Origin of the sequence: Pimelobacter simplex, assembly GCF_024662235.1 — a bacterium.
Classification (GTDB): domain Bacteria; phylum Actinomycetota; class Actinomycetes; order Propionibacteriales; family Nocardioidaceae; genus Nocardioides.
Map to the genome: position 1 here is coordinate 3,813,814 of NZ_CP096276.1, position 26,002 is coordinate 3,839,815.

Annotated in this window: 30 protein-coding genes; 16 read left to right on the forward strand and 14 right to left on the reverse strand. The window is 73.3% G+C overall.

Annotated features, from left to right (window positions below):
• Nucleotides 1–3 precede the first annotated feature (3 nt).
• Nucleotides 4–918 (forward strand): alpha/beta fold hydrolase, encoded by a 915-nt coding sequence (locus tag M0M48_RS18795; RefSeq protein WP_257752289.1) that lies wholly within the window; start codon nucleotides 4–6, stop codon nucleotides 916–918.
• A gap of 8 nt (nucleotides 919–926) precedes the next feature.
• On the opposite strand, the gene nirD is transcribed toward M0M48_RS18795, so the two are convergent.
• Entirely contained in the window at nucleotides 927–1,292 is a 366-nt protein-coding gene (gene nirD, locus M0M48_RS18800; RefSeq protein ID WP_215814431.1) for a nitrite reductase small subunit NirD, read from the reverse strand.
• 83 nt (nucleotides 1,293–1,375) lie between these two features.
• Here nirD and M0M48_RS18805 point away from each other — a divergent pair, with 83 nt between their 5' ends.
• The gene (locus M0M48_RS18805; protein WP_257752290.1) at nucleotides 1,376–2,092 is read left to right on the forward strand and encodes an IspD/TarI family cytidylyltransferase; all 717 of its coding nucleotides are present in this window, start codon (nucleotides 1,376–1,378) and stop codon (nucleotides 2,090–2,092) included.
• A gap of 18 nt (nucleotides 2,093–2,110) precedes the next feature.
• Here M0M48_RS18805 and M0M48_RS18810 read toward each other — a convergent pair whose 3' ends face one another.
• Together M0M48_RS18810 and M0M48_RS18815 are read right to left on the reverse strand one after the other, a co-directional pair.
• On the reverse strand, nucleotides 2,111–3,226 hold the full coding sequence (locus M0M48_RS18810) for a sensor histidine kinase (RefSeq protein WP_257752291.1): 1,116 nt from the start codon (nucleotides 3,224–3,226) through the stop codon (nucleotides 2,111–2,113).
• The gene (locus M0M48_RS18815; protein ID WP_257752292.1) at nucleotides 3,219–3,884 is read right to left on the reverse strand and encodes a response regulator transcription factor; all 666 of its coding nucleotides are present in this window, start codon (nucleotides 3,882–3,884) and stop codon (nucleotides 3,219–3,221) included. Before M0M48_RS18815 ends, M0M48_RS18810 begins: the two co-directional genes overlap by 8 nt.
• Before the next feature lie 88 nt (nucleotides 3,885–3,972).
• Between M0M48_RS18815 and M0M48_RS18820 the strand changes: the two genes are divergently transcribed.
• Nucleotides 3,973–4,542 carry a M15 family metallopeptidase gene (locus tag M0M48_RS18820; RefSeq protein WP_257752293.1) on the forward strand — a complete coding sequence of 190 codons (570 nt, stop codon included), beginning with the start codon at nucleotides 3,973–3,975 and terminating at the stop codon, nucleotides 4,540–4,542.
• A gap of 85 nt (nucleotides 4,543–4,627) precedes the next feature.
• Here M0M48_RS18820 and M0M48_RS18825 read toward each other — a convergent pair whose 3' ends face one another.
• Together M0M48_RS18825 and M0M48_RS18830 are read right to left on the reverse strand one after the other, a co-directional pair.
• On the reverse strand, nucleotides 4,628–5,242 hold the full coding sequence (locus M0M48_RS18825; protein WP_257752294.1) for a 2-C-methyl-D-erythritol 4-phosphate cytidylyltransferase: 615 nt from the start codon (nucleotides 5,240–5,242) through the stop codon (nucleotides 4,628–4,630).
• Nucleotides 5,243–5,294: 52 nt separating this feature from the next.
• Nucleotides 5,295–5,780 (reverse strand): CarD family transcriptional regulator, encoded by a 486-nt coding sequence (locus M0M48_RS18830; RefSeq protein WP_028654642.1) that lies wholly within the window; start codon nucleotides 5,778–5,780, stop codon nucleotides 5,295–5,297.
• A gap of 251 nt (nucleotides 5,781–6,031) precedes the next feature.
• On the opposite strand from M0M48_RS18830, the gene M0M48_RS18835 reads away from it, so the two are divergent.
• The 3 genes from M0M48_RS18835 to M0M48_RS18845 all read left to right on the forward strand — a co-directional run bounded on the left by M0M48_RS18835 (nucleotide 6,032) and on the right by M0M48_RS18845 (nucleotide 8,583).
• Complete coding sequence (locus M0M48_RS18835) at nucleotides 6,032–7,063, forward strand: hypothetical protein (RefSeq protein ID WP_257752295.1); 1,032 nt, start codon at nucleotides 6,032–6,034, stop codon at nucleotides 7,061–7,063.
• A gap of 141 nt (nucleotides 7,064–7,204) precedes the next feature.
• Complete coding sequence (locus M0M48_RS18840) at nucleotides 7,205–7,837, forward strand: hypothetical protein (protein WP_215814425.1); 633 nt, start codon at nucleotides 7,205–7,207, stop codon at nucleotides 7,835–7,837.
• The gene (locus M0M48_RS18845) at nucleotides 7,837–8,583 is read left to right on the forward strand and encodes a phosphoglyceromutase (protein WP_257752296.1); all 747 of its coding nucleotides are present in this window, start codon (nucleotides 7,837–7,839) and stop codon (nucleotides 8,581–8,583) included. The genes M0M48_RS18840 and M0M48_RS18845 overlap by 1 nt, the downstream gene beginning before the upstream one ends.
• Before the next feature lie 3 nt (nucleotides 8,584–8,586).
• Here the strand turns inward: M0M48_RS18845 and M0M48_RS18850 are convergent, their stop codons facing one another.
• Complete coding sequence (locus M0M48_RS18850; protein ID WP_215814423.1) at nucleotides 8,587–9,141, reverse strand: TetR/AcrR family transcriptional regulator; 555 nt, start codon at nucleotides 9,139–9,141, stop codon at nucleotides 8,587–8,589.
• 115 nt (nucleotides 9,142–9,256) lie between these two features.
• On the opposite strand from M0M48_RS18850, the gene M0M48_RS18855 reads away from it, so the two are divergent.
• The gene (locus tag M0M48_RS18855) at nucleotides 9,257–10,702 is read left to right on the forward strand and encodes an MFS transporter (RefSeq protein ID WP_257752297.1); all 1,446 of its coding nucleotides are present in this window, start codon (nucleotides 9,257–9,259) and stop codon (nucleotides 10,700–10,702) included.
• 54 nt (nucleotides 10,703–10,756) lie between these two features.
• On the opposite strand, the gene phoU is transcribed toward M0M48_RS18855, so the two are convergent.
• Nucleotides 10,757–11,404 carry a phosphate signaling complex protein PhoU gene (gene phoU, locus M0M48_RS18860; protein ID WP_215814422.1) on the reverse strand — a complete coding sequence of 216 codons (648 nt, stop codon included), beginning with the start codon at nucleotides 11,402–11,404 and terminating at the stop codon, nucleotides 10,757–10,759.
• A gap of 122 nt (nucleotides 11,405–11,526) precedes the next feature.
• Between phoU and M0M48_RS18865 the strand changes: the two genes are divergently transcribed.
• Both M0M48_RS18865 and M0M48_RS18870 read left to right on the forward strand, forming a co-directional pair.
• Nucleotides 11,527–12,738 carry a sensor histidine kinase gene (locus M0M48_RS18865; protein WP_215814421.1) on the forward strand — a complete coding sequence of 404 codons (1,212 nt, stop codon included), beginning with the start codon at nucleotides 11,527–11,529 and terminating at the stop codon, nucleotides 12,736–12,738.
• Nucleotides 12,735–13,412, forward strand: a complete 678-nt coding sequence (locus M0M48_RS18870) for a response regulator transcription factor (RefSeq protein WP_215814420.1) — start codon at nucleotides 12,735–12,737, stop codon at nucleotides 13,410–13,412. Before M0M48_RS18865 ends, M0M48_RS18870 begins: the two co-directional genes overlap by 4 nt.
• Here M0M48_RS18870 and M0M48_RS18875 read toward each other — a convergent pair.
• Both M0M48_RS18875 and M0M48_RS18880 read right to left on the reverse strand, forming a co-directional pair.
• Nucleotides 13,409–14,524 carry a hypothetical protein gene (locus M0M48_RS18875; protein WP_257752298.1) on the reverse strand — a complete coding sequence of 372 codons (1,116 nt, stop codon included), beginning with the start codon at nucleotides 14,522–14,524 and terminating at the stop codon, nucleotides 13,409–13,411. The two genes, M0M48_RS18870 and M0M48_RS18875, sit on opposite strands and share 4 nt — an antisense overlap.
• Before the next feature lie 63 nt (nucleotides 14,525–14,587).
• On the reverse strand, nucleotides 14,588–15,535 hold the full coding sequence (locus tag M0M48_RS18880) for a DMT family transporter (RefSeq protein ID WP_257752300.1): 948 nt from the start codon (nucleotides 15,533–15,535) through the stop codon (nucleotides 14,588–14,590).
• A gap of 131 nt (nucleotides 15,536–15,666) precedes the next feature.
• Here M0M48_RS18880 and M0M48_RS18885 point away from each other — a divergent pair, with 131 nt between their 5' ends.
• Together M0M48_RS18885 and M0M48_RS18890 are read left to right on the forward strand one after the other, a co-directional pair.
• A complete protein-coding gene (locus tag M0M48_RS18885; RefSeq protein ID WP_257752301.1) occupies nucleotides 15,667–16,086 on the forward strand; it encodes a YciI family protein in 420 nt (139 codons plus the stop codon).
• Entirely contained in the window at nucleotides 16,083–17,255 is a 1,173-nt protein-coding gene (locus tag M0M48_RS18890) for an RNA polymerase sigma factor (RefSeq protein WP_257752302.1), read from the forward strand. The genes M0M48_RS18885 and M0M48_RS18890 overlap by 4 nt, the downstream gene beginning before the upstream one ends.
• Here M0M48_RS18890 and M0M48_RS18895 read toward each other — a convergent pair.
• Nucleotides 17,236–18,039, reverse strand: a complete 804-nt coding sequence (locus M0M48_RS18895) for an isocitrate lyase/PEP mutase family protein (protein WP_257752303.1) — start codon at nucleotides 18,037–18,039, stop codon at nucleotides 17,236–17,238. The genes M0M48_RS18890 and M0M48_RS18895 overlap by 20 nt on opposite strands.
• 267 nt (nucleotides 18,040–18,306) lie before the next feature.
• Here M0M48_RS18895 and M0M48_RS18900 point away from each other — a divergent pair, with 267 nt between their 5' ends.
• Nucleotides 18,307–19,599, forward strand: coding sequence for a hypothetical protein (locus tag M0M48_RS18900; RefSeq protein WP_257752304.1), 1,293 nt, complete (start codon nucleotides 18,307–18,309; stop codon nucleotides 19,597–19,599).
• A gap of 27 nt (nucleotides 19,600–19,626) precedes the next feature.
• Here the strand turns inward: M0M48_RS18900 and M0M48_RS18905 are convergent, their stop codons facing one another.
• Complete coding sequence (locus M0M48_RS18905) at nucleotides 19,627–20,124, reverse strand: type III secretion system chaperone family protein (RefSeq protein ID WP_215814412.1); 498 nt, start codon at nucleotides 20,122–20,124, stop codon at nucleotides 19,627–19,629.
• Nucleotides 20,121–21,404 (reverse strand): D-inositol-3-phosphate glycosyltransferase, encoded by a 1,284-nt coding sequence (gene mshA, locus M0M48_RS18910; protein WP_257759255.1) that lies wholly within the window; start codon nucleotides 21,402–21,404, stop codon nucleotides 20,121–20,123. The genes M0M48_RS18905 and mshA overlap by 4 nt, the downstream gene beginning before the upstream one ends.
• 100 nt (nucleotides 21,405–21,504) lie before the next feature.
• On the opposite strand from mshA, the gene M0M48_RS18915 reads away from it, so the two are divergent.
• Nucleotides 21,505–22,245, forward strand: coding sequence for an SDR family NAD(P)-dependent oxidoreductase (locus M0M48_RS18915; RefSeq protein WP_257752306.1), 741 nt, complete (start codon nucleotides 21,505–21,507; stop codon nucleotides 22,243–22,245).
• Nucleotides 22,246–22,248: 3 nt separating this feature from the next.
• Here the strand turns inward: M0M48_RS18915 and M0M48_RS18920 are convergent, their stop codons facing one another.
• A complete protein-coding gene (locus tag M0M48_RS18920; RefSeq protein ID WP_257759256.1) occupies nucleotides 22,249–23,364 on the reverse strand; it encodes a nucleotidyltransferase family protein in 1,116 nt (371 codons plus the stop codon).
• 281 nt (nucleotides 23,365–23,645) lie between these two features.
• Between M0M48_RS18920 and M0M48_RS18925 the strand changes: the two genes are divergently transcribed.
• Genes M0M48_RS18925 through M0M48_RS18935 form a run of 3 tightly spaced genes read left to right on the forward strand, consistent with a single transcriptional unit; the run spans nucleotide 23,646 to nucleotide 25,290 of the window.
• A complete protein-coding gene (locus M0M48_RS18925; RefSeq protein ID WP_257759351.1) occupies nucleotides 23,646–24,068 on the forward strand; it encodes a lasso peptide biosynthesis B2 protein in 423 nt (140 codons plus the stop codon).
• A gap of 12 nt (nucleotides 24,069–24,080) precedes the next feature.
• Complete coding sequence (locus M0M48_RS18930; protein ID WP_257752309.1) at nucleotides 24,081–25,028, forward strand: hypothetical protein; 948 nt, start codon at nucleotides 24,081–24,083, stop codon at nucleotides 25,026–25,028.
• Nucleotides 25,006–25,290, forward strand: a complete 285-nt coding sequence (locus tag M0M48_RS18935) for a PqqD family protein (RefSeq protein WP_257752310.1) — start codon at nucleotides 25,006–25,008, stop codon at nucleotides 25,288–25,290. The genes M0M48_RS18930 and M0M48_RS18935 overlap by 23 nt, the downstream gene beginning before the upstream one ends.
• Here the strand turns inward: M0M48_RS18935 and M0M48_RS18940 are convergent.
• Nucleotides 25,287–25,976 carry an aspartate/glutamate racemase family protein gene (locus M0M48_RS18940; protein ID WP_257752311.1) on the reverse strand — a complete coding sequence of 230 codons (690 nt, stop codon included), beginning with the start codon at nucleotides 25,974–25,976 and terminating at the stop codon, nucleotides 25,287–25,289. The genes M0M48_RS18935 and M0M48_RS18940 overlap by 4 nt on opposite strands.
• Between the last annotated feature and the right edge of the window lie 26 nt (nucleotides 25,977–26,002).

Genomic DNA, 26,002 nt, shown 5'->3' on the forward strand with positions numbered 1-26,002 from the left:
CTCGTGTCCGAGCACGAGCACGAGGTGATCACCGAGGACGGCCTGCGCATCCACGTGACGGTCCGCGGGCCCGCGGACGCGCCGCTGACGGTGCTGCTGGCGCACTGCTGGACGGCTGAGGAGTCGGACTGGCACTACCAGGTCACCGACCTGCTGGCCCGCTTCGGCCACGACATCCGGCTGATCACCTGGGACCACCGCGGGCACGGCCGGTCCGACCGGGCGAGCGAGGCGGCGTGCACGATCCCGCACCTCGCGCGCGACCTCGGGCTGGTCGTCGACACCTACGCGACCGAAGGGCCGCTCGTCGTCGCCGGGCACTCGGTCGGCGGCATGACGATCACCGCGATCCCCGAGGAGCGCCCCGACCTGATGGCCCGGATCGCCGGCGCCCTCTTCGTCAGCACGACGAGCGGTGAGCTGCACAAGGTCACCCTCGGCCTCCCGGCCGCGGCGGGTGCGCTGCTGCGCGACCGGCTGCCGTTCATCCTGGCCAACCGCTCCCGGATGCTCAGCCTCAGCCGCCGCGAGAAGTACCCCGTCATCGAGCGCCAGATCGCGCGCCGCTTCCTCTTCGGCCGCCCGGCCCGGCCCCGGGACGTCGGCCACGTCGTCGACCAACTCGTCCGCGCCCGGCCCGAGACGATGTCGGGCTTCTTCAAGGACATGATGGCGCACGACCGGATCGGCAACCTGGCGGCCTTCGACGACATCCCGGCCACCATCCTGGTCGGCAGCCGCGACCTGCTCACCCCGCCCGAGCACGCCGCCAAGATCGCCCAGGGCATCCGCGGCGCACGGCTGCTCGTCGCGCCCGGCGCCGGGCACTACCTGCCGTTCGAGCGGCGCGAGCTCGTCAGCGCCGAGCTGTGCGCGCTCGTCGACCGCGCCCTCGCCCGCACCCGCGCGACGGCCTAGGGCGCGGGTCAGGCCGCGGCGCCCTTACGGTGCCCGACCAGGACGACGCCCTCGACCACCTGCACCTCGTACGCCGGCACCGCCACCTGGACGTCGTCCAGGCAGCGCCCGGTGCGCAGGTCGAAGGCGTGCCGGTGCGCCGGCAGGGCGACGTACGGCACGGTGCCGCGGCGCCCGATGATCCCCTTGGCGATGCCCCCGCCGACGTGTCCGGCGAAAGGATCGTGGTTGCCGAGCGCGTAGACGACGTCGCCCGGGGTCCGGAAGATCGCGACCGCCTGGCCGTGCACCAGTGCGGTCACCCCCCGGCCGACCCCGAGCTCGGCCATCCGGCAGATCGGTTGCCACTCCTCGGTGGCCCCGCGTCCCGTCATGCTCGTGAACGTAGGCCGACGCTGTTGTCGGCAGCGTTTCGGCGTGTAACGACGAGGAAAACCCTGACCGTTAGGCTCACGGCGTGCCGAGCTCACCCACCGCCGCCGTCGTCGTCCTCGCCGCCGGCAGCGGCAGCCGGGTCGGTGCCGAGGTCAACAAGGTCCTGCTGCCCCTCCAGGGGCTCCCGCTGCTCGCTTGGTCGGTCCGCACCGCGCTCGACGTACCGGACGTCGACCCGGTCGTGGTGGTCTGCCGTCCCGGCGAACGGGCGGACGTCGGCGCCGCGCTGCTCTCGGTGATCGGCGAGCGCGAGGTGCTGCTGGTCGAGGGAGGCGCCACCCGGCAGGCCTCCGAGCAGGCCGCCCTGAACGTGCTGGCCTCCCGCGTCGCCGACGGCAGCGTCGACGTGATCGCGATCCACGACGGCGCCCGGCCGCTCGCGAGCGCCGCGCTGTTCGCCACCACGATCACCACCGCCCGCACGTACGGCGGCGCGGTCCCCACGCTCGACCTGCCCGCCCTGCTGCCCCGCGACCCGGCCGCGACCCCCGCGCCCGGCGGACCCGGCACCCGGCTGGTGGGGGTCCAGACGCCGCAGGCCTTCCGCGCCGGACCGCTCCTCGCGGCCTATGCGGACGCCGCCGCGGCCGGGTTCGACGGCACCGACACCGCCGCTGCCTTCGCCGCGTTCGCGCCCGCCGAGCACGAGGTGCGGGCCGTGCCCGCCGGACCGGCCAACCTCAAGGTGACCTTCGCCGAGGACCTGCGCGTCGCCGGGCGGCTCCTGGCCCAGGCCTAGCGCCCCGCGGGCCCGGCCTCAGGGCAGCCGGACCGCCACCCGCAGCCCACCCTCGGCCCGCGGCACGAGCGTCAGCGTGCCGTCGTGCGCCGCGGCGATGCTCGCGACGATGGCCAGGCCCAGGCCGCTGCCGTCGTGCGCGGCGTCCCCGGTGCGGACCCGGTCGGTGCCGCGCCGGAACGGCTCGGTCAGCGTCGCGACGAGCCCCGGGTCCAGCACCGCGCCGGTGTTCTCGACGACCAGCTCGACGCCGGCGCCGTCGCTGCGGGTGGTCACCCGGACCCAGCCGCTCGCGGGCAGGTTGTGCACGATCGCGTTGTGCACGAGGTTCGTCGTGAGCTGGAGCAGGAGCGCGGGCTCGCCCTGGACCGGCGCGAGGTCGCCGGTGGTCTCGAGGGTGACCCCGCGCTGCTCGGCAAAGGGCAGCAGCGTCTCGGTGGCCTCCTCGGCGACGAGCGAGAGGTCGACGTACTCGCGGACGAAGGAGCGCTGGTCGGCCCGGCTCAGCACCAGCAGCGCCTCGGTGAGGTGGATGGCCCGGGCGTTGACGGCGTGCAGGCTCTCGACCAGGCGGCCCAGGTCGCGGTCGGGGTCCTTGCGGGCCACCTCCAGCAGCGTCTGGGTGATCGTCAGCGGCGTGCGCAGCTCGTGCGAGGCGTTCGCGGCGAACCGGCGCTGCTCGGCGACGTGGGCGTCGAGGCGCCCGAGCATGCCGTCGAAGGCGTCGGCCAGCTCGCGGAACTCGTCGCGCCGCCCGCGCAGCCGGATCCGGTGCGCCAGCGACCCCGCCGCGGCCCGCCGGGTCGCCTCGGTGATCCGTCCGAGCGGCGCGAGCATCCGCCCGGCCAGGAACCAGCCGCCGACCAGGCCGCACAGCAGCAGGAACACCAGCACCGCGGCCGCCTTGGGCGCGAACGCCGACCACAGGTCCGAGCGCCCCGGGATGAACAGGTACGGCGAGCGCATCATGTCGTCCGTACCGCCCTCGGTCGGCACGGTCACCGCCTGGTCGGGCACGTAGCGCAGCAGGAACAGCCAGACCACCGGGAGCAGCAGCGCCCCGGCGAGCATCAGGAAGCCGGCATAGCTGAGGGTGAGCTTGAGCCGGACGCTCATCCCCGGCGGCCTAGCCATCCGCGGCGATCCGGTAGCCGACGCCCGCCACGGTGGCGATCACCCACGGCTCCCCCAGCCGCTTGCGCAGCGCCGAGACGGTGATCCGGACGGCGTTGGTGAACGGGTCGGCGTTCTCGTCCCAGGCCCGCTCCAGCAGCTCCTCGGCGCTCACCACGCCGCCGTCGGCGGCGACGAGGACCTCGAGGACGGCGAACTGCTTGCGGGTCAGCGCGACGTATCGCCCGTCGCGGTAGACCTCGCGGCGGAACGGGTCCAGCCGCACCCCGGCGATCTCGCGCACCGGTGGGCGGTGGTGGGCGCGGCGCCGGTCGAGCGCGCGCAGCCGCAGCACCAGCTCGCGCAGCTGGAACGGCTTGGTGAGGTAGTCGTCGGCGCCGAGCTCGAAGCCGGACTCCTTGTCGTCGAGCCGGTCGGCCGCGGTGAGCATGAGGATCGGCATCCCGCTGCCGGAGGCCACGATCCGCCGGGCGATCTCGTCGCCGTCCGGACCGGGTACGTCGCGGTCGAGCACCGCGATGTCGTAGGTGTTGACGCTCAGCATCTCGAGCGCGGTGTCGCCGTCCCCGGCGATGTCGGCCGCGATCGCCTCGAGGCGCAGTCCGTCCCGGACGGCCTCGGCCAGAAGAGGCTCGTCCTCGACGATCAGCACCCGCACCTCGCCGATGCTACGAGCCCCCGCATATCGCGGGCATATCGAAAATCCGATACGGCCTGGCAACGGCGTCCTGCCTTGACTCCTCGTCATGACCTCCTTCCCCTCCCCCCGCTCCGCCTTCCTCCTCCTCGTCGTGGTCGTGCTGCTCGGCGCCGTCGGCTACCGCTCGCTCACCTCGTCCTCCTCGTCGGCGGCCGACGCAGCGCCGGTCGGCGACGGCCGGCTCCCCGAGGGCACCTCGGTGTACGACGAGGACCACGCCGGCATCACCGAGCTCGACCCGGACCTGCTGCGCGCCCTGCGCCGGGCCGCGACCGACGCGGCCGGCGACGACGTCGACATCGTGGTCAACAGCGGCTGGCGCTCGCCGTCGTACCAGAAGCGGCTGCTGGACGAGGCCGTCACCAAGTACGGCTCCCGCGCCGAGGCGGCCCGCTGGGTCGCCACCCCCCAGGCCTCCCCCCACGTGGCCGGCGACGCCGTCGACGTCGGCCCCACCGCCGCGACCACCTGGCTCGCCACGAACGGCGCGCGCTACGGGCTGTGCCGGATCTACGACAACGAGCCCTGGCACTACGAGCTGCGCCCCGAGGCGACCGATCAGGGCTGCCCGCCTCGCTACCCTGACCCCACCCACGACCCGCGCACGCAGCGGTGAACCCGCCTCGCCGCCTCGCCGCCCACCGCGAGGAGCAGGTGTGGCCCGCACGCCCGGTACGACCTGGACGCCGGTCCAGGACTGCTCAGCGCGGGTCGGTGAGCGCCTCAAGCACCTGCAGGTCGGCGTCCGAGCCGATCCGGCGGGCCGCCGGCGGTGCGTCGACCAGGACGACGCGCGCGGCGCCGTACCGGTCCCGGAGCGCGGCGACGAGCGCCACGAAGTCCGTCGTGGGCAGCCGGGCGTCCGGTCCGCCCAGGAGGTCGGCGACCACCGAGGTGGGCAGCACGATCGGGGAGCAGACCGCGACCAGGGCGTCCCGGTCGACGTGCGCACCGAGCGTCTCGCCGCCGTCGGGCGCCGGGTGCGCCTCCTTGACCGTGTCGGTCACCGGGCGGACGCCGACGACCACGACGTCGGCCACCTCGGCCCGCTCGGCGCAGGCGCGCAGGAAGTCCGGGGGCGTCATCGGGCACAGCGGGTCGTGCAGGAGCAGCGGCTCCTCGCGCTCGACCAGCGCCTCCCAGGGCACGGTCTGGTCCAGCAGGTCCACCCCCGCCTCGCCCGCCGCCCAGGCCGCCGCGGCGACCAGCGACTCACCGTGGATCAACCGGAAGGGGAGGGCGCCACGGCCCTCCTCGAGCACGATCCCGGCGACCGGGGCCGAAATGTCGACGACGTCATACGGATGCGGGTTCATCGAACCCACCGTATGACGTCGTCGTCGTGCAGCTGAAGGCTGCCTCAGTGGCTCAGGAGGCGAGCACCTCGTCGAGGATGGTCTCGGCCTTGTCCTCGTTGGTGTTCTCGCAGAGCGCGAGCTCGGAGACCAGGATCTGACGAGCCTTGGCGAGCATCCGCTTCTCGCCTGCCGACAGACCGCGGTCACGCTCGCGGCGCCACAGGTCGCGGACGACCTCGGCCACCTTCATGACGTCGCCACTGTGGAGCTTCTCGAGGTTCGCCTTGTAGCGCCTCGACCAGTTGGTCGGCTCCTCGACGTGCTCCGCGCGGAGCACCCCGAAGACCCTGTCCAGCCCGTCCTTGTCCACGACATCCCGAACACCCACGAGATCGAGGTTGTCAGCCGGAACGCGGACCACGAGGTCCTGCTGGGCGACAATCCGAAGCACGAGGTACTGCCGTTCCTGGCCCTTGATCGTCCGCATCTCGATGTTCTCGATGACAGCGGCCCCGTGATTGGGGTAGACGACCGTTTCGCCGACGGTGAAAGTCATATGAGCAAAACCCCTTCCTAGGGTGACCTATCTTACCACGTCATCAAGGACTCTCCGAATGCGTTTGCGCAGGTCAGGGGCGCTATCCGCGGCTTGACAAGCACGCAGACCTATGGTCCGTCCGGCCCCGGCAACGGGTCTCGTGCATCCCCTGGGGCACGTGGGGCAGATCACCAGGCACCCGTGGTCAGCAGCCGCGCCGATCGGCGGGCTCGCCCCCGCGCACGGCTCGCGTGGTCAATACTGCCGCCATGGCAAAGATGCAGCGCTGGCGACGCGGCCGCTCTGCCGGGGAGGACACGACCGTCCTGGACAGCGACCTCGCCGAGGCGCTGGACACCGACCAGGTCACGGACTCCCCGGACGCAGCGGCGGCCGACGACGACGTCGCCGAGCTCCCCCCGGCACCCGCGCCCGAGACCGACGAGTCCGACGAGCCGGAGCTCGACGAGCCCGAGGACGAGCCCGAGCCCGAGGACGAGCCCGAGGACGACCTCGAGGTCGAGCCCACCCACCCCCCGCTCCCCCACGTCCCCGAGGACACCGGCCTGGCCGGGCGCCTGCTCGGCGGACGCCGCCCGGCCGACGTCCTGGCGATCCAGCTGCTCCAGGCCGCCCACGCCAAGCAGGCGATCACCACCGCGCTCGCGATGGGCGTCGTCGCGGCGGTCACCGGCCGTCCGGCCCGCGAGGCCGGCGTCGTGGTGCTGACCGTCCTGGTCGGCCAGACCATGCTCGGCTGGCACAACGACATCGTCGACCGCCAGCGCGACCAGGCGCACGGCCTGACCGGCAAGCCGGTCGCGATGGGCCGCCTCGCGGTGGGCACGGTCTGGTACGCCATCGCCGTCGGCTTCCTCCTGGTGCTGCCGCTGTCGTGGACCACCGGCATCCGGGCCGGGTGCCTCTACCTGGCCTCGATCGCGATCGGCATGCTCGGCAACGTCGTGCTGCGCACCGGCTTCTTCTCGTGGTGGTCGTGGGCGGCGTCGTTCGCGCTGCTCCCCGCCTACCTCTCGTACGGCGGCTGGGGCGGCCAGGCCCAGGGCCACGCCCCCGAGCCGGCCATCGTCGCGCTCGCGGCGCTGCTCGGTGTCGGCGTCCACTTCATGCGGGCCGTGTGGGGTCTGGTCGCCGACCACGAGGACGGCTGGACCTACCTGCCGCTCAAGCTCGGGCTCAAGCTGGGCGCGACCCGGCTCCTGGCGCTCTCGACCGTGTTCACCGTGGGGGTCGGGATCGCGCTGGTCGTGGTCGGCACCCAGGTCGGCCTCAGCCGCTGACCCGGGACCGAGCGACCGGGACCGAGCCACCTCGTCTCCCCGTCATCCCCGACCGCTAGAGTGAGGCCCGCTCGCTCGACCCTGCGCCCCGCGCGCGTCGTCCGCGCGCACCGATCAACCCTGACCCGGAGGCCTGCCGACATGCCCCTCAAGCGCCCGACCGCGATCGCCGGACTGCTGCTGGCACTCGTGCCCGCCGCCGCGACGCTCTCGTCCTGCGGCTTCGACTACCCCACCGACCGGGTCAACACGATCGCCGCGGGCGTCAACAACCGCGAGGGTGACGTCAAGGCGCTCGGCATCCGGGTGCTCGCGAGCGCCAAGGGCGAGGGCCGGCTCATCGGCGCCCTGGTCAACAACGGCACCGAGGACGCCTCGCTCTCCGGCGTCAGCGCGCCCGGCGGTGGCATCACCGCCGCCGAGTTCGAGCCGATCGAGGTGGCCCCCAACGGGACGGTCAACCTGTCGACCTTCGAGGAGCACGTCGACCTCACCGGTGACTTCACCGCGGGCAACGTGATCACGCTCGAGTTCAGCTTCAGCAACGGCCAGTCCTTCAGCCTCGACGTCCCGGTCGTGAAGCGCTGCTTCCAGTACACCGAGATCCCGACCGAGGCCGCCTCCTCCAGCCACACCGACAAGGGCGCCAAGGGCGAGGACGGTGCCGCGGCCGACGCGGCCGCCGACGAGGAGGGTGGCCACGACGGGGCCACCGACCCGAACTTCACCTGCGCCGACGAGATCCCCAGCCCCGGTGGCGGCGAGGCGCACTGATGACCTTCACCCTGGTCCTGCTCCGCCACGGCGAGAGCGAGTGGAACGCCAAGAACCTCTTCACCGGCTGGGTCGACGTGGCCCTGACCGAGAAGGGCCGGGGCGAGGCGGTCCGCGGGGGCGACCTCCTCAAGGAGGCCGGCATCCTGCCCGACGTCGTGCACACCTCGCTCCAGCGCCGCGCGATCAACACGGCCGCGCTGGCGCTCGACGCCGCCGACCGGCACTGGATCCCGGTCCGCCGCTCCTGGCGCCTCAACGAGCGCCACTACGGCGCCCTGCAGGGCAAGGACAAGAAGTCCATCAAGGACGAGTACGGCGAGGAGCAGTTCATGCTCTGGCGCCGCTCCTTCGACACCCCGCCGCCGCCGCTGGCCGACGACGACGAGTACTCCCAGTCCGGTGACCCCCGCTACGCCGACCTCGGCGACGAGCTGCCCCGCGCCGAGGCGCTCAAGCAGGTCATCGACCGGCTGCTGCCCTACTGGGACGCCGGGATCGTGCCGGACCTGCGCGCCGGGCACACCGTGCTCGTCGCCGCCCACGGCAACAGCCTGCGCGCGATCGTCAAGCACCTCGACCAGGTCAGCGACACCGACATCGCCGGGCTCAACATCCCCACCGGCATGCCGCTGGTCTACGAGCTCGACGAGGACACCCTCGCGCCGACCGTCCCGGGCGGGCGCTACCTCGACCCCGAGGCCGCTGCCGCGGCCGCGGCGGCCGTGGCCAACCAGGGTCGCTGAGCCTCAGCCGGCCAGTACGCCGTCGGCGACGACGACGAGCATCGAGCGGGCCGCCTCGGCGCCCAGCTCGCTGTTGTCGACGACCGCGGCGACCCCGCCGACCAGGCGGCACAGCTGCATCGCGTCGACGCTGCCGCGCAGCGCGCCCTCGCCGGCCAGCGCGTCGACGACCCGCTGGTTGGCGTTGAGGTAGGTACGGCACTTCGCCGCGAAGGGTGAGTCGTCGTCCCCCATCGCGCTGGTGATCCGCCAGGCCGCGCCCTTGTGCCGGGTCAGGAAGTCGACGTACGCCTCGAACCAGGCGAGCAGCCGCTCGCGGGGGCTGCCCTCGCCCGCCAGCGCCTTGTCGGCGGCGGCGTTGACCGTCTCGACCCAGGCCTGGATGGCAGCGTCGTAGAGCGCCTCCTTGGTCGGGAAGTGCCGGTAGAGGGTGCCGACGCCCACGCCGGCGGTCTTGGCGACCTCGTCCATCGAGACGGCGTCGTAGCCCTTCTCGCGGAACAGCTGACGGGCGATGTCCGCGATGCGCTCACGGTTGCGGACGGCATCGGCGCGCACGTGGATCACCTTTTCCCTTGCTAAACGGAGACACCCTCCGTATCGTGGAGGACTAACCGGAGTCATCCTCCGCTAAGAGTACCTCGGCCACCCCGGCCAGAACAGGACACCACCCTTGTCTTACTCCACGCTCACCTCCGCGGCACCCCGGGCGACCGCCCGGACCACGACCGCCGCCGGCATCGCCATCGTGCTGCTGGCCCAGCTGATGCTCGTCCTCGACTCCGCCGTGATGAACGTCGGACTCCCCCACATCGCCACCGACCTCCACTTCGGCGCCGCGTCGCTGTCGTGGGTCCTCAACGGCTACGCGCTCGCCTTCGGCGGCCTGCTGCTGCTCGGCGGCCGGCTCGGCGACGTCCTGGGCCGGCTCTCGGTCTTCTGGGCCGGCCTGGCCGTGTTCACCCTCTTCTCGCTGCTCGGCGGCCTCGCCACCGAGCCGTGGATGCTCGTCACCGCGCGCGTCCTCCAGGGCGTCGGGGCCGCGATCGCCGCGCCCTCCGTGCTCGCCCTCATCACCACCTCGGCACCCAACGAGGCCGCCCGCAACCGGGCCCTGGCGCTCTTCACGGCCGTCTCGTCCGGTGGCGCGGCGCTCGGCATGCTCCTCGGCGGCGTCCTCACCGACCTGCTCTCGTGGCGCTGGACGCTGTTCATCAACGTCCCGATCGGCATCGCCGTCCTGCTCACCGTACGACGCCACGTGGTCGACACCCCGCGCCGTTCCGGCCGGTTCGACGTGGTCGGCGCGGTGACCTCCACCGGCGCCGCCGCCACCCTCGTGTGGACCCTGATCAAGGCCCCCGAGCACGGCTGGCTCTCCGCGCACACCATCGTCGGCCTGGCCCTGGCGGTCGCGCTCGCCGTTGCCCTCGTCGTCACCGAGGCCCGGCACAGCCACCCGCTGCTGCGTCTCGGCCTGCTCCGCAGCCGGACCCGCGTGGCCACCCTGCTCACCATGGCGGCCCTGTACGGCGGCATGCTCGCCACGTTCTTCCTCATGGTGCAGTACTTCGAGGAGGACCTCGGCTACGGACCGCTCCAGACCGGCTTCGCCTTCCTGCCGATCCCGCTGAGCGTGTTCACGATGTCGCGGATCACCCCGCGCCTGGTGGCCCGCTTCCGGCAGCCGCCGATCATCGTGGCCGGCACGATCGGCGTCCTCGGCGCCTTCCTCTACCTGCTCCAGATCGACGCGTCGACCAGCTACTGGACCGGCGTCTTCCCGGCCCTGCTGGCGATGGGCGTGAGCATGGGCGGCAGCTTCATGCCGATCACCTCGCTGGCCCTCCAGGGCGTCGAGCCCGAGCACGCCGGCTCGGCCTCCGGGCTCCTGCAGACCATGCAGCAGCTCGGCGGCGCGGTGGGCCTCGCGGTCATCGCCTCGGTGTACGCCTCGCACGCCCGGCCGGGTGACTTCCTGGTCGGCGCCCACGCGGGGTTCGCCGCGGCCGCGGTGATCGCGGCCCTCGCCCTGGCGAGCGCGGCCTCGCTGCTGGCCCGGCCGCGCAGTGGTGAGAGATTCGCCGGTCGACCGGCGAAACTGGAACTTGACCGCTGAAGTTTCGTCGGCCAAGCGTGAGTTTCGCCGGTCGACCGGCGAAACTCACGCACGTCAGGCAGCCGGGTTGTGCCCGGTGACCACGAAGATCACCCGGTTGGCGATCGACACGGCGTGGTCGGCGATGCGCTCGTAGTAGCGGCCGAGCAGGGCGATGTCGACCGCCGCCTCGACGCCGTGGGTCCACTCGTCGCCGAGCAGCTCGGCGAAGCTGCGCCGGCGCAGCTGGTCCATCTCCTCGTCGTCGCGACCGAGGGCGATCGCGGCCTCGACGTCGCGGCCCGCGATGACCTCCGTGACCCGGGCGACCATGTCCTCGGCGACCGCGCCCATCCGCTCGAAGGTCGGGCGGACCTCGTCGGGCACGGCGACGTCCGGCACCCGCAGCCGGGCGATCTTGGCGACGTGCACGGAGAGGTCGCCCATCCGCTCGAGCTCGGCGACCATCCGCAGCGCCGCGACGACGGTGCGCAGGTCGCCGGCGACCGGCGCCTGCAGCGAGAGGAGCTCGAAGGCCCGCTCCTCGACCTGCTCGCGGGCCCGGTCGATCGCGGCGTCCTCGCTGATCACCTTCTCCGCGGTCGTCGCGTCGCCGGTCATCAGCGCCTCGGTCGCCTCGGCCACCGCGACCTGGACCCGGCGGCTGATGGCCGCGAGGTCGTCGAAGATCGCATCGAGCTGGTCGGTGTACGCATCACGCATGCGCGCCAGCCTACGGATGCTAAGTGTCCTTCAAGCGGCCTGCGGTGAACGCGGGGTGAACATCGCGAAGCACGGCCCCGCGGATTCGGAGCGGCGCCCGCGACGCGCCGTACGATCGAGGCGTGGACCCGACGACGCAGGCCTTCCTGGCCGCGCTGCTCGGTGCCCTCGTGGCCGGCGGCGCGATGCTCGCCTGGCACCTGAGCGACCGGCAGCAGAGCACCTATGTCCCCCGCGAGGAGCCCCAGCTCCCCGACGGCGTGGCCGCGGTGCTCTCGGTGCTGCGCAGCAGCGCGGTCGTCATCGACGAGTCCGACGCGGTCGTCAAGGCGTCGGCGCCGGCCTTCGCGATGGGCTTCGTGCGCGGCACCCGGCTGCTCTCCGACGAGCTCGCGGTGCTCATCCGCCAGGTACGCCGCGACGGCCAGATCCGCGAGACCGAGCTGATCGTGCCGCGTGCCGGCGGTCCCCCGCGCCACGTCACCGCCCGCGTCGCGCCCCTGGGCTCGCGGCTGGTGCTCGCGCTGGTCGAGGACCGCACCAAGGAGCGCCAGGTCGACGCCGTCCGGCGCGACTTCGTCGCCAACGTCAGCCACGAGCTCAAGACCCCGATCGGCGCGATCCGGCTGCTCGCCGAGGCCGTCCAGGACGCCTCCGACGACCCCGACGCCGTCTACCGCTTCGCCTCGCGGATGCTCACCGAGAGCGACCGGCTCTCCCGCCTGATCCAGCAGATCATCGAGCTCTCCCGCCTCCAGGGCGACGAGCCGCTGGAGTCGCCGGTGCGCGTCTCGATCGACGACGTCGTCGCCTCCGCGGTCGACTTCGTCGACATGAACGCCGGCGCCAAGGACATCCAGGTCATCGCCGAGGGCGAGGAGGGCCTCAAGGTCCTCGGCAGCGAGAAGCAGGTCAGCGCGGCGGTCTCCAACCTGGTGGCCAACGCCGTGGCCTACTCCGAGCCCGGGTCGCGCGTGGTCGTGACCCGCAAGAGCAGCGGCCACGCCGTCGAGATCTCGGTGATCGACCAGGGCATCGGCATCCCCGAGGCCGAGGTGGAGCGGATCTTCGAGCGGTTCTACCGCGTCGATCCCGCCCGGCACCGCTCGACCGGTGGCACCGGCCTGGGCCTGTCGATCGTCAAGCACGTCGCGGCCACCCACGGCGGCGAGGTGCGGGTCTGGTCCGTCGAGGGGCAGGGCTCGACGTTCACGCTCATCCTGCCGCAGCACCCGAACCACGACGAGGGAGGGCCGTTCGTGCGGCTCACCCCCCTTGCGTCCGCCTCGGAATCGCCGGGCGCACGCACCGAAGATCAGGAGGAAGCCCGATGACCCGGGTACTTGTCGTCGAAGACGAAGAGAGCTACAGCGACGCCCTCGCCTACCTGCTCCGCAAGGAGGGGTTCGAGGTTGCCATCGCGGCCGACGGCAACGAGGCGCTCAAGGAGTTCGACCGCAACGGCGCGGACATCGTGCTGCTCGACCTCATGCTGCCCGGGATCCCCGGCACCGAGGTCTGCCGCACCATCCGGCAGACCTCCAACGTGCCGGTGATCATGGTCAGCGCCAAGGACGACGAGGTCGACAAGGTGGTCGGCCTCGAGCTCGGCGCCGACGACTACGTCACCAAGCCGTACTCCCCCCGCGAGCTGGTCGCCCGGATCCGCGCCGTCCTGCGCCGCGGCATCGGCGACGAGCTGCTCCCCGACACCCTCGAGGCGGGCCCGGTCCGGATGGACGTCGAGCGCCACGTCGTCACCGTCGACGGGGTCGAGCAGCGGCTGCCGCTCAAGGAGTTCGAGCTGCTCGAGATGTTCCTGCGCAACCCCGGCCGGGTGCTCACCCGCGGTCAGCTCATCGACCGGGTCTGGGGCTCGGACTACGTCGGCGACACCAAGACGCTCGACGTCCACGTCAAGCGGCTGCGCGCCAAGCTGGAGCCCGAGCCGAGCGAGCCGAAGTACCTCGTCACGGTGCGGGGCCTGGGCTACAAGCTCGAGATCTAGATCGGCGCCGGAGGTGGAGGCGGCTCGCGCAGCGCCAGCGCGGGCCGGTTGAGCGCCTGGGCCAGCCAGTCCGGCTCGGGCTGCCCGTCGACCAGGCCGGCGGTGAGCCCGGTCGACCCGGTGAGCCCGAGCACGGGATCGGCGCGCAGCAGCGCGGTGTGCGAGCCGTCGTCCTCGCTGGCGGGCTTGACCCGGGCACCGCGGGCGCTGACCAGCCGGGTGAGCAGGTCGAACCAGAACGGCGCTCCCAGCATGAGCAGCAGCGCGGTGACGCCCCAGCCGATCACGTGCCAGAAGGTGTCCCCGAAGCCCTGCGGCCGGTGCTTCTCGCTCCACCCGACCGGCAGCGAGAGCGCCGAGAGCCGGTCCACGCCGCACGCGGTGCGCTCGATCTCGCTGCCCTGGGTGCACGGAGCGGGCTTCGCCGGCGGGGCGGGCTTCCCGGGCTTCCCGGGCTTGGCCGCCGGGGCCGGGGTGTTCTCCGCGACCGTCGCCCCCGCCGCGGCGACGACGGCCTCCCGGGTCGCGCTGTCCTTCCAGAGGTCCTGGGCGACGTGCACCGGTGAGGCGTTGGCCAGGCCGGCCAGCACGAAGCCCACCGCGAGCACGAACAACGTCGCATAGCGCTGGTACGTCGCGCGGACGTCGACCATCGCGTCGTCGAACCAGGTCTCCAGCCCGGCCTTGACCGAGGTCAGGTTGCCGCGGGCCTGGCGGGCGAGCGTGTCCGCGCGCTTCAGCAGCGGCTGGACGGCGTCCGCCGCCGCGCTGTCCTCGAGCTCGTCGAGGAGCTGGGTCACGGCGTCCGCGAAGGCCTTGGCCGAGACATAGCTGGCGTTGGTCCGGGCCCGGCCGACGTTGAGCAGCGCGGTCAGCCGCTGCACCGCCGCACCCGCAGCCCCGGCTCCGGCGCCGGCGCCGGCACCTGCGCCGGGTCCGGCAGCGGCCGGTGGGGCGCCGGTCACCATCGTGACGATCGCCTTCTCCAGGTCCTTGGCCCGCATCGAGCGGAGCCGGCCGACCAGCTCGACGAACGCCGAGGCCGCCGTGGCGAGGACGAAGAACAGCAGGGCGAGGCCGATCCCGACCTCTAGCGTCTGCGAACCCAGCATGCCGGACATCTTCCGGCAAGCAGGGCCCGGTCCGCATGACCCGAACGGACCACCCGGTCCTGGTCAGCCCGGGCAGGGCTCCGCGTCGGGGTCCGGCTCGCCCTCGACCGCCAGCGCGAGGTCGGCCGCCGGCTCCGGTGCCGCGACCACCGCCTCGGCCGGGGCGCTGCCGCCCGCGGCGACCGCGCAGCCGATCAGGATGAGCGGGAAGCCGACGAGCATGCCCGTGGTCAGCTTCTCGTCGAGCAGCACCACGCCGAGCGCGATCGCGACGGCCGGGTTGACGTAGGTGATGATCGTGGCCCGGGTCGGCCCGGCCACCTTGATCAGCTCGAGGAAGATCACGAACGCCAGCGCCGTGCAGACCAGCGCGAGCACCACGATGCTCACCCACCCCTTGGCCGGTACGTCGGTCGGCGGGTCGAGCAGCCCGAACGGCGCGTAGACGACGGCGGTGAGCGTGAGCGCGCACGCCATCACCCCCAGCCCCGAGACGTCGGAGAACGAGCGCGCGAGCACCAGCGGCCCCGCGGCGTAGCAGATCGCGACGCCGAGCATCTCGACCACGGCGAGCACGTCGATGTGGCTCACGTCGAGGCCCACCAGGCTCGCCACGCCCGCGAACCCGAGCACCAGGCCGCCGGTCTGGGACAGCGTGAACCGCTCCGCGTGGGAGGTGACGAGGAACGCCAGGGCACCGAACAGCGGCACCGCGGCGACGAGCAGGCCCGCCAGCGACGAGGAGATCCGCTGCTCGGCGTGGCCCAGCAGGACCCACGGGATCATGATCTCGATGACCGCGAAGACCACCAGCGGGCGCCAGCGGGCCAGCACCGGGCCGACCTCGCGCCGGACCAGCGCGATGGGGAGCAGGACGAGCGCGGCGAGCGCCGTCCGCAGGAACACCAGGGCGGCCGGCGAGACGTCCTCGACCGCGATCCGGATGAACAGGTACGGCAGCCCCCAGATCAGGCACATCGCCAGGAACAGCGACCATCCACGCTTCGTCACAGAAGAACCTTAGGGACCAGCGCCGACATCGGCGCCAAGATTTTCTGCCAACCGATGTCGAGACCGTGCCAACGGCTCCGTCCTGGGGGTGAAGGCGGCAAGATGGCCGTCTCGGACCGAAGGAGCCCCCGATGGCCAAGTACCTCCTCCTCAAGCACTACCGCCGCACCGGACCCGCCTGGGTCCCGGGTACCGACATCCCGATGGACCAGTGGTCCCCCGAGGACGTCACCGCCCACATCGCGTTCATGCAGACGGTCGCCGACGAGCTGCGCGAGAGCGGTGAGTTCGTCGACGCCCAGGCGCTCTCGCCCGAGGGCACCTGGGTCCGGTACGACGGCGAGGGCCGTCCGCCGGTCACCGACGGCCCGTTCGCGGAGACCAAGGACCTCATCGCCGGCTGGATGATCATCGACGTCGACTCCCCCGAGCGGGCCTACGAGGCCGCCGCCCGGCTCTCGTCGGCGCCCGGCAAGGACGGCGCCCCGATCCACGAGTGGCTCGAGGTCCGTCCGTTCATGGCCGAGCTGCCGCCGACCGTCACCGAGTGAGCCCGGTGCCGCCGGTGCCCGACGACATCACGGACCTGCTGCGCACGCTGTCGCCCCAGGTCTTGGGCATCCTCGTCCGCCGCGGAGCCGACTTCGCGGCGGCCGAGGACGCCGTCCAGGAGGCGCTGGTCGAGGCCTGGCGGCACTGGCCGCAGGACGGGACGCCGGCCGAGCCGCGGGGCTGGCTGGTCAAGGTGGCCGGGCGCAAGCTCATCGACGAGCAGCGCTCGGTCGCCGCCCGCCAGCGGCGCGAGCTCAAGGTGCACCGCGAGCCGGAGCCCGGCCCCGCCGAGCAGGCCGACGACGCGCTCCTGCTGCTCAGCCGGTGCTGCCACCCGTCCCTCACCCCGGCCTCGGCCATCGCGCTGACGCTGCGCGCGGTCGGCGGCCTCACGACCGGCCAGATCGCGGAGGCATTCCTGGTCCCCGAGCCGACCATGGGCCAGCGGATCTCCCGGGCCAAGAAGACCGTCTCGGGCCAGCGCTTCGACACCCCCGGCGAGGTCGGCGCGGTGCTGCGGGTGCTCTACCTGATCTTCAACGAGGGCTTCACCGGCGCGGTCGACCTCGCCGAGGAGGCGATCCGGCTGACCCGCCAGCTCGCCGCCTCCAGCGACGACCCGGAGGTCGCGGGGCTGCTGGCGCTCATGCTGCTGCACCACGCGCGGCGGGGCGCTCGTCGTACGGCCTCGGGGGCGGTGGTGCCCCTGGCCGAGCAGGACCGCGGCCTCTGGGACACCGCGCTCATCGCCGAGGCGGTCGACGTCCTGCAGGCCGCGCTCGCCCGCGACGCGCTCGGCGAGTACCAGGCCCAGGCCGCCATCGCCGCGCTCCACGACGACGCCGCGAGCGCCGACGAGACCGACTGGCCCCAGATCCTCGAGTGGTACGACGAGCTGCTCCGCCTCGCCCCCGGCCCCGTCGTCGCGCTCAACCGGGCCGTCGCCGTCGGCGAGGTCGACGGCCCCCTCGCCGGCCTCCGCGTGCTCGACGGCCTCCCCGACGACCTGCCCCGCCGCGACGCCGTCGCCGCCTGGCTGCACGAGCGCGCCGGGAACCGGGAGAGCGCCGCCGGGCTCTACGCGCGCGCGGCCGCGCGGGCCTCCACCACGGCCGAGCGGGACCACCTGACCCGGCAGGCGGCACGGCTCAACCGAACAGCCCGTTGAGCTCGTCGCCCTGCGCGGCGCCGGCGAACCCGTCGAAGTACCCCTCGGCGAGCCGGTCGACGGCCGTCCGGACCCCGCCCCACGCCGTACGAGCCAAGGCGCCGCCGACGCTGACCCGGCGGACGCCGAGGTCGGCGACGCGGGCGAGAGTGAGCTCGCTCTGGCCGCCGATGAGCAGGTTGACGGGTCGCGGGGCGACAGCGGCGACGACCGCGGCGACCTGGTCGGGCGCGGTGATCCCCGGGGCGTAGAGGCAGTCGGCACCGGCCCGGCTGAAGGCGCGGAGCCGGGTCAGGATGTCGTCGAGGTCGGGACGGCCGTTGAAGAACCCGTCGGCCCGCCCGACCAGCAGCACGTCGTGCCCGCTGGCGTCGATCGCCTCCCGCGCGGCGCTCAACCGCTCCACCGCCACCCCCAGCTCGTACGACGTCCCGCCGGCGCCGTCCTCGATCGAGAGCCCCGCGACTCCGGTCGTGACCGCCAGCGCGACGCTCGCGGCGACCTCGTCGGCCGTGGCGCCGTACCCGTCCTCGAAGTCGGCGTTGACCGGCAGGTCGGTCGCACCCACGATGTCGGCGAGGTGGTCGAGCGCCTCGTCCCGCGTCGCCGATCCGTCGGGACGCCCGCGGCTCCAGGCGGCGCCCGAGCTCGTCGTCGCGAGGGCGGCGAACCCGCGGTGCTCCAGGTAGCGGGCGGTGCCGCGGTCCCAGGGGTTGGGCAGCACGAAGCAGCCCTGCTCGTGCAGGGCCCGGAAGGCGGCGCGCTTCTCGGCGGTGGTCGTCATGGCCGCGACCCTAGGCCTCGGCACCGACGGTGGGCGGGCCGCGGCGGCCGGCCTCGCCTCGCACCGGCCGACGCCGGCGGGGAGCTCGTCGGCGGGGAGCTCGTCGGCGACGGCACCCGGAGCGCCCGTCCCCGCCCGGGTAAAGAAATCGGCATTCCCGCGGCGACGCCCCCGGCACAGGTCTACACACAGAAGTGACCCTTCCCGCGACAGCCGGACGCGTGGCTCCCTCGGCTGGCCGGGCTCTCACTCCCGGAAGGAGCAGCCATGCGTCGTCTCGCACTGATGACAGCAGGCCTTCTCGCCGCCGGCGGCCTCGCCGTCGGCCTCAGCACCGCAGGTCCCGCGCAGGCCGCCAGCGGTACGTTCACCAACTCGGCAGCGATCGCGGTGGCCGACAACACCGTCTTCTCGGACGTCCAGGTCTCCGGCATCGGCGGCCGGATCACCGACGTGGACGTCGTGCTCAACAATCTGGGCCACACTCGGCCCAATGACCTCGACATCTGGCTGGTGAGCCCGGGCACGAACGCGGTCGCCGTTCAATTGATGTCTGACGCCTGCGGCAGCACGAGCATCAGCGGACGCACGCTCACCTTCGACGACGAGGTGACCGCGCCACTCACGACAGGCTGCGCGTCCGGCACGTACCGGCCGACCAACATCGGCGGCGGCGACACGACGCCGTCGGGTGCCACGACGCTGAGCGGCACGCTGTCCGGTCTCGACGGGCGCAACCCCGTCGGCAACTGGCGGCTGTACGTGATCGACGACACCGCGACTGAGTCGGGCGCCATCAACGGCGGCTTCACGCTCAAGATCACCACCGGGCCCGCGGCGATCTCGATCCCCACGACGGGCCTCGCCACGCCGTACCCGTTCCAGCGCACGGTGAGCGACCAGCCGGGCCGGATCACCGACGTCGACGTCGTGCTCAACGGGGTCTTCCACACCTATCCCGACGACCTCGACCTGCTGCTGGTGAGCCCGGCAGGCGCCTCGACGCTCCTGATGTCCGATGTCTGCGGTAGCGCCGACCTGGTGAACGTGAACCTCCGGTTCGACGACGGGGCGGCGGCCGCGATGACCGACGACGGGCCGTGCACCTCCGGGACCTTCAAACCGTCGAACGACGACAACACCGACGTCTTCAACGCACCCGCTCCCCCCGGACCGTACGGCGACGAGCTCTCCGACCTCGCCGGCGGGGTCGCCAACGGCACCTGGCGCCTGTACGTCGTCGACGACAGCAGCAGCGACGGCGGCTTCATCACCGGCGTCCAGCTGGTCATCAAGACCGACGCCGCCCCCAACACCGTGATCACCAAGAAGCCGCCGCGCTCGACCAAGGCGCGCAAGGCGACGATCGCGTTCAAGTCCACCAAGGGCGACTCGACGTTCCAGTGCAAGGTCGACAAGAAGGGCTGGAAGAGCTGCGCGTCGCCGCTGCGGCTCAAGAAGCTCAAGCCCGGCAAGCACACGGTGCTGGTCCGCGCGATCGACAACTCCGGCCACCGGGACGCGTCCCCGGCCAAGGTCACCTGGAAGATCCGCCGCTGAGCGCGCAGCGCTGAGCCTGGGGGCGGATCAGTCCTGCTGGTCCGCCTCCAGCCAGCCGCGGAAGGCCTCGAGGTTGGCCGTCGACTCGCCGCGCTCGATGCGCCACGCCCACTCCTTGCGGATGGACGACTCGAAGCCGAGCTCGAGGATGGTGTTGAACGCCTCGTCGGCATAGGTGAGCACCGAGCCGAGGAGCCGGTCGAGGTCGTCGGTCGTGACCGACGACAGCGGCAGGCGGGCGTCAAGGTAGATGTCGCCGTGGTGGTCGATGCCGAACGCGACGGCGTACATCTTCATGTTGCGCTCGAGGAGCCAGCGGTAGACGCGCTCGAACTCCTCGTCGGGCCGGCGGCACACGAAGGCGTGGACGCCGAGGGCGTGCGGGCCGAGGTCGAGACGGACCGGGGTCTGGAGCTTCTTCTCGCCCGGCAGCGCGAAGCTGAAGACGCTGCCTTCGTCGGTCTCGTCGAACTCGATCTCGTTGTCGCGCAACCAGGCGCGGACGACGGCGGCGGGCTCGCTCATCGCACCGCACCCGCCTCGTGGCGCAGCAGCGCGTGCGCGCGCTCGTAGACGGCGAGGGTCTGGGCGGCGGTGGCCTCCCAGGAGAACTCCCGTGCCTGGACGAGCGCCCCAGCGGCGAGCCGGTCGCGGAGGTCGGCGTCGCCGAGCACGCGCTCGAGCGCGACGGCCCAGTCGTGCGGCTCGTGGGTGTCGACGAGGAGGCCGCTGCGGCCGTCGCGGACGACGGTGGTCAGGCCGCCGACGGCAGCGGCGACGACCGGGGCGCCGGAGGCCTGGGCCTCGGCGGCGACCAGGCCGAACGACTCGTTGTAGGAGGGGACGGCGACGGCGCTCGCGGCGGCGTACCAGCCGGCCAGCTCGTGCTGCGGCACCGGCGGGACGAAGCGGACGACGTCGTCGATGCGCAGCTCGGCGGCGAGGTTGGCGAGCGCGGCCGGGCGCTCCAGGCCGCTGCCGGACGGCCCCCCGACCACGGGTACGACGAGCCGCGCGCGCAGGTCCGGCCGGCGCACGAGCAGCTCGGCCACCGCGCGGAGCAGGACGTCGGGCGCCTTGAGCGGCTGGATCCGGCCGGCGAACAGCAACACGAGCGCGTCGGCAGGCAGGTCTCGCTCGCGGCGGGCCTGGGCCCGCTGGGCGGGCGTCAGCGGCCGGAAGACGTCGGTGTCGACACCGGGGTGGACCACCTCGACCCGGCCCGGGTCGGCGTCGTAGAGGTTGATGAGCTGCTTGGCCTCGAGGTCGGTGTTGGCGATGAGCACGTCGGCGGCCTCGACCACCTGCTCCTCGCCGATCACGCGGGCCTCGGGCTCGGGGGCGTCGCCCGCGGCGAGCGCCTCGTTCTTGACCTTGGCCATCGTGTGCATCGAGTGCACCAGCGGCACGCCCCAGCGGTCGCGCGCGAGCGCGCCGACCTGGCCGGAGAGCCAGTAGTGGGAGTGGACGACGTCGAAGTGGCCCGGCGGGTGCTCCGCCTCGGCGCGCAGGACGTCGCGCGCGAAGACGCACAGCTGGCCGGGCAGCTGCTCCTTGGCGAGCCCCTCGAAGGGGCCCGCGTGGACGTTGTGCACAGTCACGCCGTCGCGCACGCCGACGACCGGGTCGAGCTGGGAGCTGGTGGCCCGGGTGAAGATGTCGACGGCGATGCCGCAGTCGGCGAGCCGGCGGGCGACCTCGAGGACGTAGACGTTCATCCCGCCCGCGTCCCCCGTGCCGGGCTGGTCGAGCGGCGAGGTGTGCAGGCTGATCATGGCGACACGCTTGATCGCGGCCTCTGCCATGCCACCTCCCGCAGTCGTCTGCGCTCTGCTCGCCCAATCCCGGTCGATCGGTCAACCCTCCCAGTGTGCCTGGCATTCCCGTTCGTCCAAGATGGGGTCCATGAGCACCCGCACCGCCGTCGTGACCGGAGCCTCCAGCGGGATCGGGGCGGCCACCGCGCGCCGCCTCGCGCAGGAGGGGTTGACGGTCGTCTGCGCCGCCCGCCGTACCGACCGGATCGAGGCGCTCGCCGCCGAGATCGGCGGCCGGGCCGTCGCCTGCGACGTCACCTCCGTGGACTCCGTGGCCGCGCTCGCCGCGGCGGTCGGCCCACGGCTCGACGTCCTGGTCAACAACGCGGGCGGCGCGATCGGCCTGGCTCCGGTGGCCGACGCCGATCCCGACCAGTGGCGCCAGATGTACGACGTCAACGTGCTCGGCCTGATGCAGGTCACCCAGGCGCTCCTGCCCGCCCTCGTGGCGAGCGGCGCGGGCACCATCGTCAACATCGGCTCGACCGCGGGGCGCACGGCGTACGAGGGCGGGGCGGGCTACACCGCCGCCAAGCACGGCACCAAGGTGGTCACCGAGACGCTGCGGCTCGAGCTGTTCGACCAGCCGGTCCGGGTCTGCGAGGTGGCGCCCGGGATGGTGCGCACCGACGAGTTCTCGCTGGTCCGCTTCGGCGGCGACCAGGAGCGCGCAGACGCGGTCTACGCCGGGGTCGCCGAGCCGCTGGTCGCCGAGGACGTCGCCGACGCGATCGCCTGGGTGGCCACCCGCCCGGCGCACGTCAACATCGACGAGCTCGTCATCAAGCCGCGCGCGCAGGCCGCGGCGCACAAGGTGCACCGGGTCTGACCCTCAGCGGCGCACCAGCCGCCGGATCCGCCGGGCCCGCAGCGCGAACGCCCGCGGCACCCCGCCCCAGGCGGTCGCCGAGCGGACCGGCAGCGCCGCGTGCGCCGGCAGCTCCCGCGTCATCGCGAGCTGCTGGACGTCCCGGGCGCCGCGGACCGTGGCCAGCCCGTTGCGCACCTCGCGCCCGGCCCGGGCGCCGCCGAAGATCGCGACCGGGTGCTCGTGGGCGGCGCGGGCCCGGGCCAGGGCCGCGTCGGGGACCCGGTCCAGCGCGGCCAGCACCGCCGCCGGCACCGTCGACGGCAGCCCGACCGTCGCGCGGGCCGCGGCCAGCGAGGTGAGCGCCGGGGACGAGAGCGGCTCGGCGAGGACGGCGGGGTCGCGGGCCAGCCGGCGCAGGTCGACCAGGGTGCGCAACCAGGTCCAGCCCTCGCGGTGGCCCGCGAGGTGGCGGAAGGCGTCGGCCGGCGCGAGCGTGGGCAGCCGGACCCCGCCGACCGCGACCGTCGTACGGCGGGCGAGGAGGTCCGCGGTGGCCGGCTGGGCCCCGGGCATGGCGTCGAGGCGCCAGTGCAGGTCGACATCGGCCCCGGCGCCCAGGTAGGTCAGCGTGTGGCCCCACCGCTGCACGTGCCGCCAGGCCCACATGTCCGGCTCGACCCGGCCCTGCTCGTGCAGCGCCCACCCGGCCCCGGTGAGCAGGCGGTGCGCCGCGGCGGCCGCCTCCGGGCGGACCAGCAGGTCGACGTCACCCGCGCCGCGCGCGGCCGGGTCGCCGGTCGTCAGCACGGCCAGCGCGACCCCCTTGAACACCAGCGGGTCGAGCCCTGCCGCGTCGAGGAGCCGCCAGGCCCGGACCGTCTCGAGCACGTGCACCTGGCGCTGCCCGCGCGCACCCTCGACCATCGCGTCGAGGACCCGGACCACCTCGGCAGGCAGGCCCAGCACCTCCGCCCGGGCCAGCAGCAGCTCGGGCACCCGGTGCCGTCGTACGGCGTCGAGGAGGTCGCGCACCGGCACCTCCCCGAGGGGCACGGGACCGCCGGTCGCCCGGCCCTCCTCGGCGTCGAGCGCGCTGCGCACCAGGCGGCAGAGCAGGTCGAGCGCGGCACCGGTCACCGCGCGAGCGTGGCACGCGGTGACGGCCCGGCTCAGCCGAACCCGGATTCGGCAATGGTTAAAAATGAGGTGAACCGGCGATCAGGACGTGTCCTGGGGACCGCCCGCCGCGTTGCAGTGGTGACGGAGTACTCCCTCCCTCCGTCCAGCACCCAAGGAGCTCCTATGAAGCTGAGCTACGTTGCACCCACGCTCGAGTCCCTGAGCCTCACGGCGACGCAGGACATCGACATCGACATCGACATCACCCTCGGGCTCGGCAGCTGACCTTCAGGTTCCGCCTGGCTGCGGCCGTCGCGTGGTGCCTGCTCGGCCTCACGCGGCTGCTGACGGTGGTCCTGCCGTTCGGCGCGGTACGTCGCCTCCTCGGCGAGCCGGCCGCACCGGACGCAGCCGCGCCCTCGGCCGCCCCGGTCTGCCCGGACGCCACCGCGCGCGACCTCGGTCGTGCCCGGTCGGTGGCCCGGGTGGTCCGGTACGCCGCGACGCGGACCCCGTGGACGTCCGACTGCTACCCGCAGGCGCTCACCGCGCGCCTGCTGCTGCGGGCTGCCCGGGTCCCGCACACGGTCGTCTTCGGGCTGCGCCGCGGCACCGCCGGTGACCTGCGGGCGCACGCCTGGGTCACCGTCGGCGACGCGACCGTCACCGGCGGCTCGACCCGGGAGTGGACGCCCGTCGGCCGCTTCAGCTGGCATCCCTGAACCGCTCACGTCATGTACTCCGGCTACGGACTGCGCATCGACAGCGAGCTCCCGCTGCCCGACCTGGCACCGGAGCCCGCGGGACCGTCGCGCCCGCGCCCCGACGTCGTCGTACGGCTGGGGGCGGTGGCGCCCCCGTCGTCATCGGCGACCCTGCTCCCGCGCGGGCTGTGGGTCGACGGCGCGCGGGTCGGGATCGACGTCCCGGACGTCGGTCGCTACGCGTGCGAGGGCGGCGCACGCATCACGATCCAGGCCGCGCCGGGCGTCTCCCCCGATCGCCTGCGGCTGTTCCTGCTCGGCTCGGCGCTCGGTGCGCTGCTCGCCCAGCGCGGCCTGCTCGTCCTGCACGGCAACGCCTTCGTCGTCGACGGCGCCGCCGCGATCGTCCTCGGCCACTCCGGCGCCGGGAAGTCCACCCTGGCCGCCGAGATGCACCGGCGCGGGCACGTCGTGCTCAGCGACGACGTGGTGCCCGTCGACGCCGCCGGCCGGGCCCTGGCCGGCTGGCCGCGGATCAAGCTGTGGCAGGACGCGCTCGACCGGATCGGCGTACCGACGGCGGGGCTGGCGCGGGTCGACGCCGCCTTCGCGAAGTTCCACGTGCCCCTCGACCGCGCCCCCGGCATCCTCGCACCGGTGCCCGTCCGGTGGCTCTACGTCCTCGACCGGCACGACGGGCCGCTGCGCGTCGTACCTGTGGCGGGGGCGGCGGCGTTCACCTGCCTGCACGAGCACAGCTATCGCAACGAGATCCTCGTGGGTGACCTCCGTCGTACGCACTTGGCGCGCAGCGCCGCCCTCGTCCGCACCGCCCGGATCGCCCGCGTCGAGCGCCCCCACGGGATCGACTCGGTCGCGGCCTCGGCCGACGCGATCCTGACCGACATCCGCAGTGACATCCGCACCGACGTCTCGGGCCGAGAGGAGTACCAGCATGCGCCGAGCCGACCAGCCTGAACGATGGGTGCGGGACCCGGACCTCCACGCCGTCGAGATGGGCGAGGAGTTCGTGATGATGGGGCTCGCCCAGGGCGAGTACTACTCCGTCAAGGGCGTCGCCGCGACCCTCTGGCGCCACCTCGCCGAGCCCCGCGACCTGGCCGAGCTGTGCGCGCTGGTCGCCGCGGAGTACGACGTCACCGCTGAGCGCTGCCGCGCCGACGTCCAGGCGTTCCTGGGCCAGCTGCGGGGCAAGCGGATGGTGCTCGCGGCGCCCTAGGCCAGCGCGCGGTCGAGCGCGGTGGCCACGTGCAGCGAGGTGCACGGGAACACCGGGATCTCGGAGTCGGCCTGGCGCACGAGCAGCTCGAGCTCGGAGCAGCCGAGGATGACGCCGCCGGCGCCGGCGTCCCACAGCTCGCTGATCATGCCGACGACGGCGCGGCGGGAGTCGTCGAGGACCTTCCCGTGCACGAGCTCGTCGTAGATGATCCGGTTGAGCTCGTCGTGGCGGGCCTCGTCGGGGACGAGGACGCCGAGGCCGTGGCTGGCGATGCGGTCGGTGAAGAAGGTGCGCGACATCGCGAACTGGGTGCCCAGGAGGGCGACCGTCTCGACGCCCTCGGCCTTGCAGGCCTCGGCGACGACGTCGCCGAGGTGGAGCAGGGGGATGCCGACGGCGTCCTGGACCTGCTCGGCGACGCGGTGGAAGGTGGTGGTGCAGAGCATCAGGAAGTCGGCGCCGGCCCGCTCGACCGAGATGGCCGCGTCGCTCAGGATCGCCGCGACGCCGTCCCAGTCCTCCGCTTCCTGGAGGGCGGTGACCTCGGCGAAGTCGACGGACGTCATCGCCGTCTTGGCGGAGCGGAAGCCACCCAGCCGCTGCTCGACTCCGCGGTTGAGCGCCTCGTAGTACAGAGCACTGCTCTCCCAGGACATACCGCCGATGAGGCCGATCGTCTGCATGGGCTGAGTCTAGGGTCACGTCGGCG

Bases quoted from the DNA above. Each gene is read 5' to 3' on its own strand.
- nirD (WP_215814431.1), bottom strand. From the start codon at position 1,292: ATGACGGGACGCGGGGCCACCGAGGAGTGGCAACCGATCTGCCGGATG.
- M0M48_RS18810 (WP_257752291.1), bottom strand. From the start codon at position 3,226: ATGGCTAGGCCGCCGGGGATGAGCGTCCGGCTCAAGCTCACCCTCAGC.
- M0M48_RS18820 (WP_257752293.1), top strand. From the start codon at position 3,973: ATGACCTCCTTCCCCTCCCCCCGCTCCGCCTTCCTCCTCCTCGTCGTG.
- M0M48_RS18825 (WP_257752294.1), bottom strand. From the start codon at position 5,242: ATGAACCCGCATCCGTATGACGTCGTCGACATTTCGGCCCCGGTCGCC.
- M0M48_RS18830 (WP_028654642.1), bottom strand. From the start codon at position 5,780: ATGACTTTCACCGTCGGCGAAACGGTCGTCTACCCCAATCACGGGGCC.
- M0M48_RS18835 (WP_257752295.1), top strand. From the start codon at position 6,032: ATGGCAAAGATGCAGCGCTGGCGACGCGGCCGCTCTGCCGGGGAGGAC.
- M0M48_RS18840 (WP_215814425.1), top strand. From the start codon at position 7,205: ATGCCCCTCAAGCGCCCGACCGCGATCGCCGGACTGCTGCTGGCACTC.
- M0M48_RS18845 (WP_257752296.1), top strand. From the start codon at position 7,837: ATGACCTTCACCCTGGTCCTGCTCCGCCACGGCGAGAGCGAGTGGAAC.
- phoU (WP_215814422.1), bottom strand. From the start codon at position 11,404: ATGCGTGATGCGTACACCGACCAGCTCGATGCGATCTTCGACGACCTC.
- M0M48_RS18870 (WP_215814420.1), top strand. From the start codon at position 12,735: ATGACCCGGGTACTTGTCGTCGAAGACGAAGAGAGCTACAGCGACGCC.
- M0M48_RS18875 (WP_257752298.1), bottom strand. From the start codon at position 14,524: ATGCTGGGTTCGCAGACGCTAGAGGTCGGGATCGGCCTCGCCCTGCTG.
- M0M48_RS18885 (WP_257752301.1), top strand. From the start codon at position 15,667: ATGGCCAAGTACCTCCTCCTCAAGCACTACCGCCGCACCGGACCCGCC.
- M0M48_RS18895 (WP_257752303.1), bottom strand. From the start codon at position 18,039: ATGACGACCACCGCCGAGAAGCGCGCCGCCTTCCGGGCCCTGCACGAG.
- M0M48_RS18900 (WP_257752304.1), top strand. From the start codon at position 18,307: ATGCGTCGTCTCGCACTGATGACAGCAGGCCTTCTCGCCGCCGGCGGC.
- M0M48_RS18905 (WP_215814412.1), bottom strand. From the start codon at position 20,124: ATGAGCGAGCCCGCCGCCGTCGTCCGCGCCTGGTTGCGCGACAACGAG.
- mshA (WP_257759255.1), bottom strand. From the start codon at position 21,404: ATGGCAGAGGCCGCGATCAAGCGTGTCGCCATGATCAGCCTGCACACC.
- M0M48_RS18915 (WP_257752306.1), top strand. From the start codon at position 21,505: ATGAGCACCCGCACCGCCGTCGTGACCGGAGCCTCCAGCGGGATCGGG.
- M0M48_RS18930 (WP_257752309.1), top strand. From the start codon at position 24,081: ATGTACTCCGGCTACGGACTGCGCATCGACAGCGAGCTCCCGCTGCCC.
- M0M48_RS18935 (WP_257752310.1), top strand. From the start codon at position 25,006: ATGCGCCGAGCCGACCAGCCTGAACGATGGGTGCGGGACCCGGACCTC.
- M0M48_RS18940 (WP_257752311.1), bottom strand. From the start codon at position 25,976: ATGCAGACGATCGGCCTCATCGGCGGTATGTCCTGGGAGAGCAGTGCT.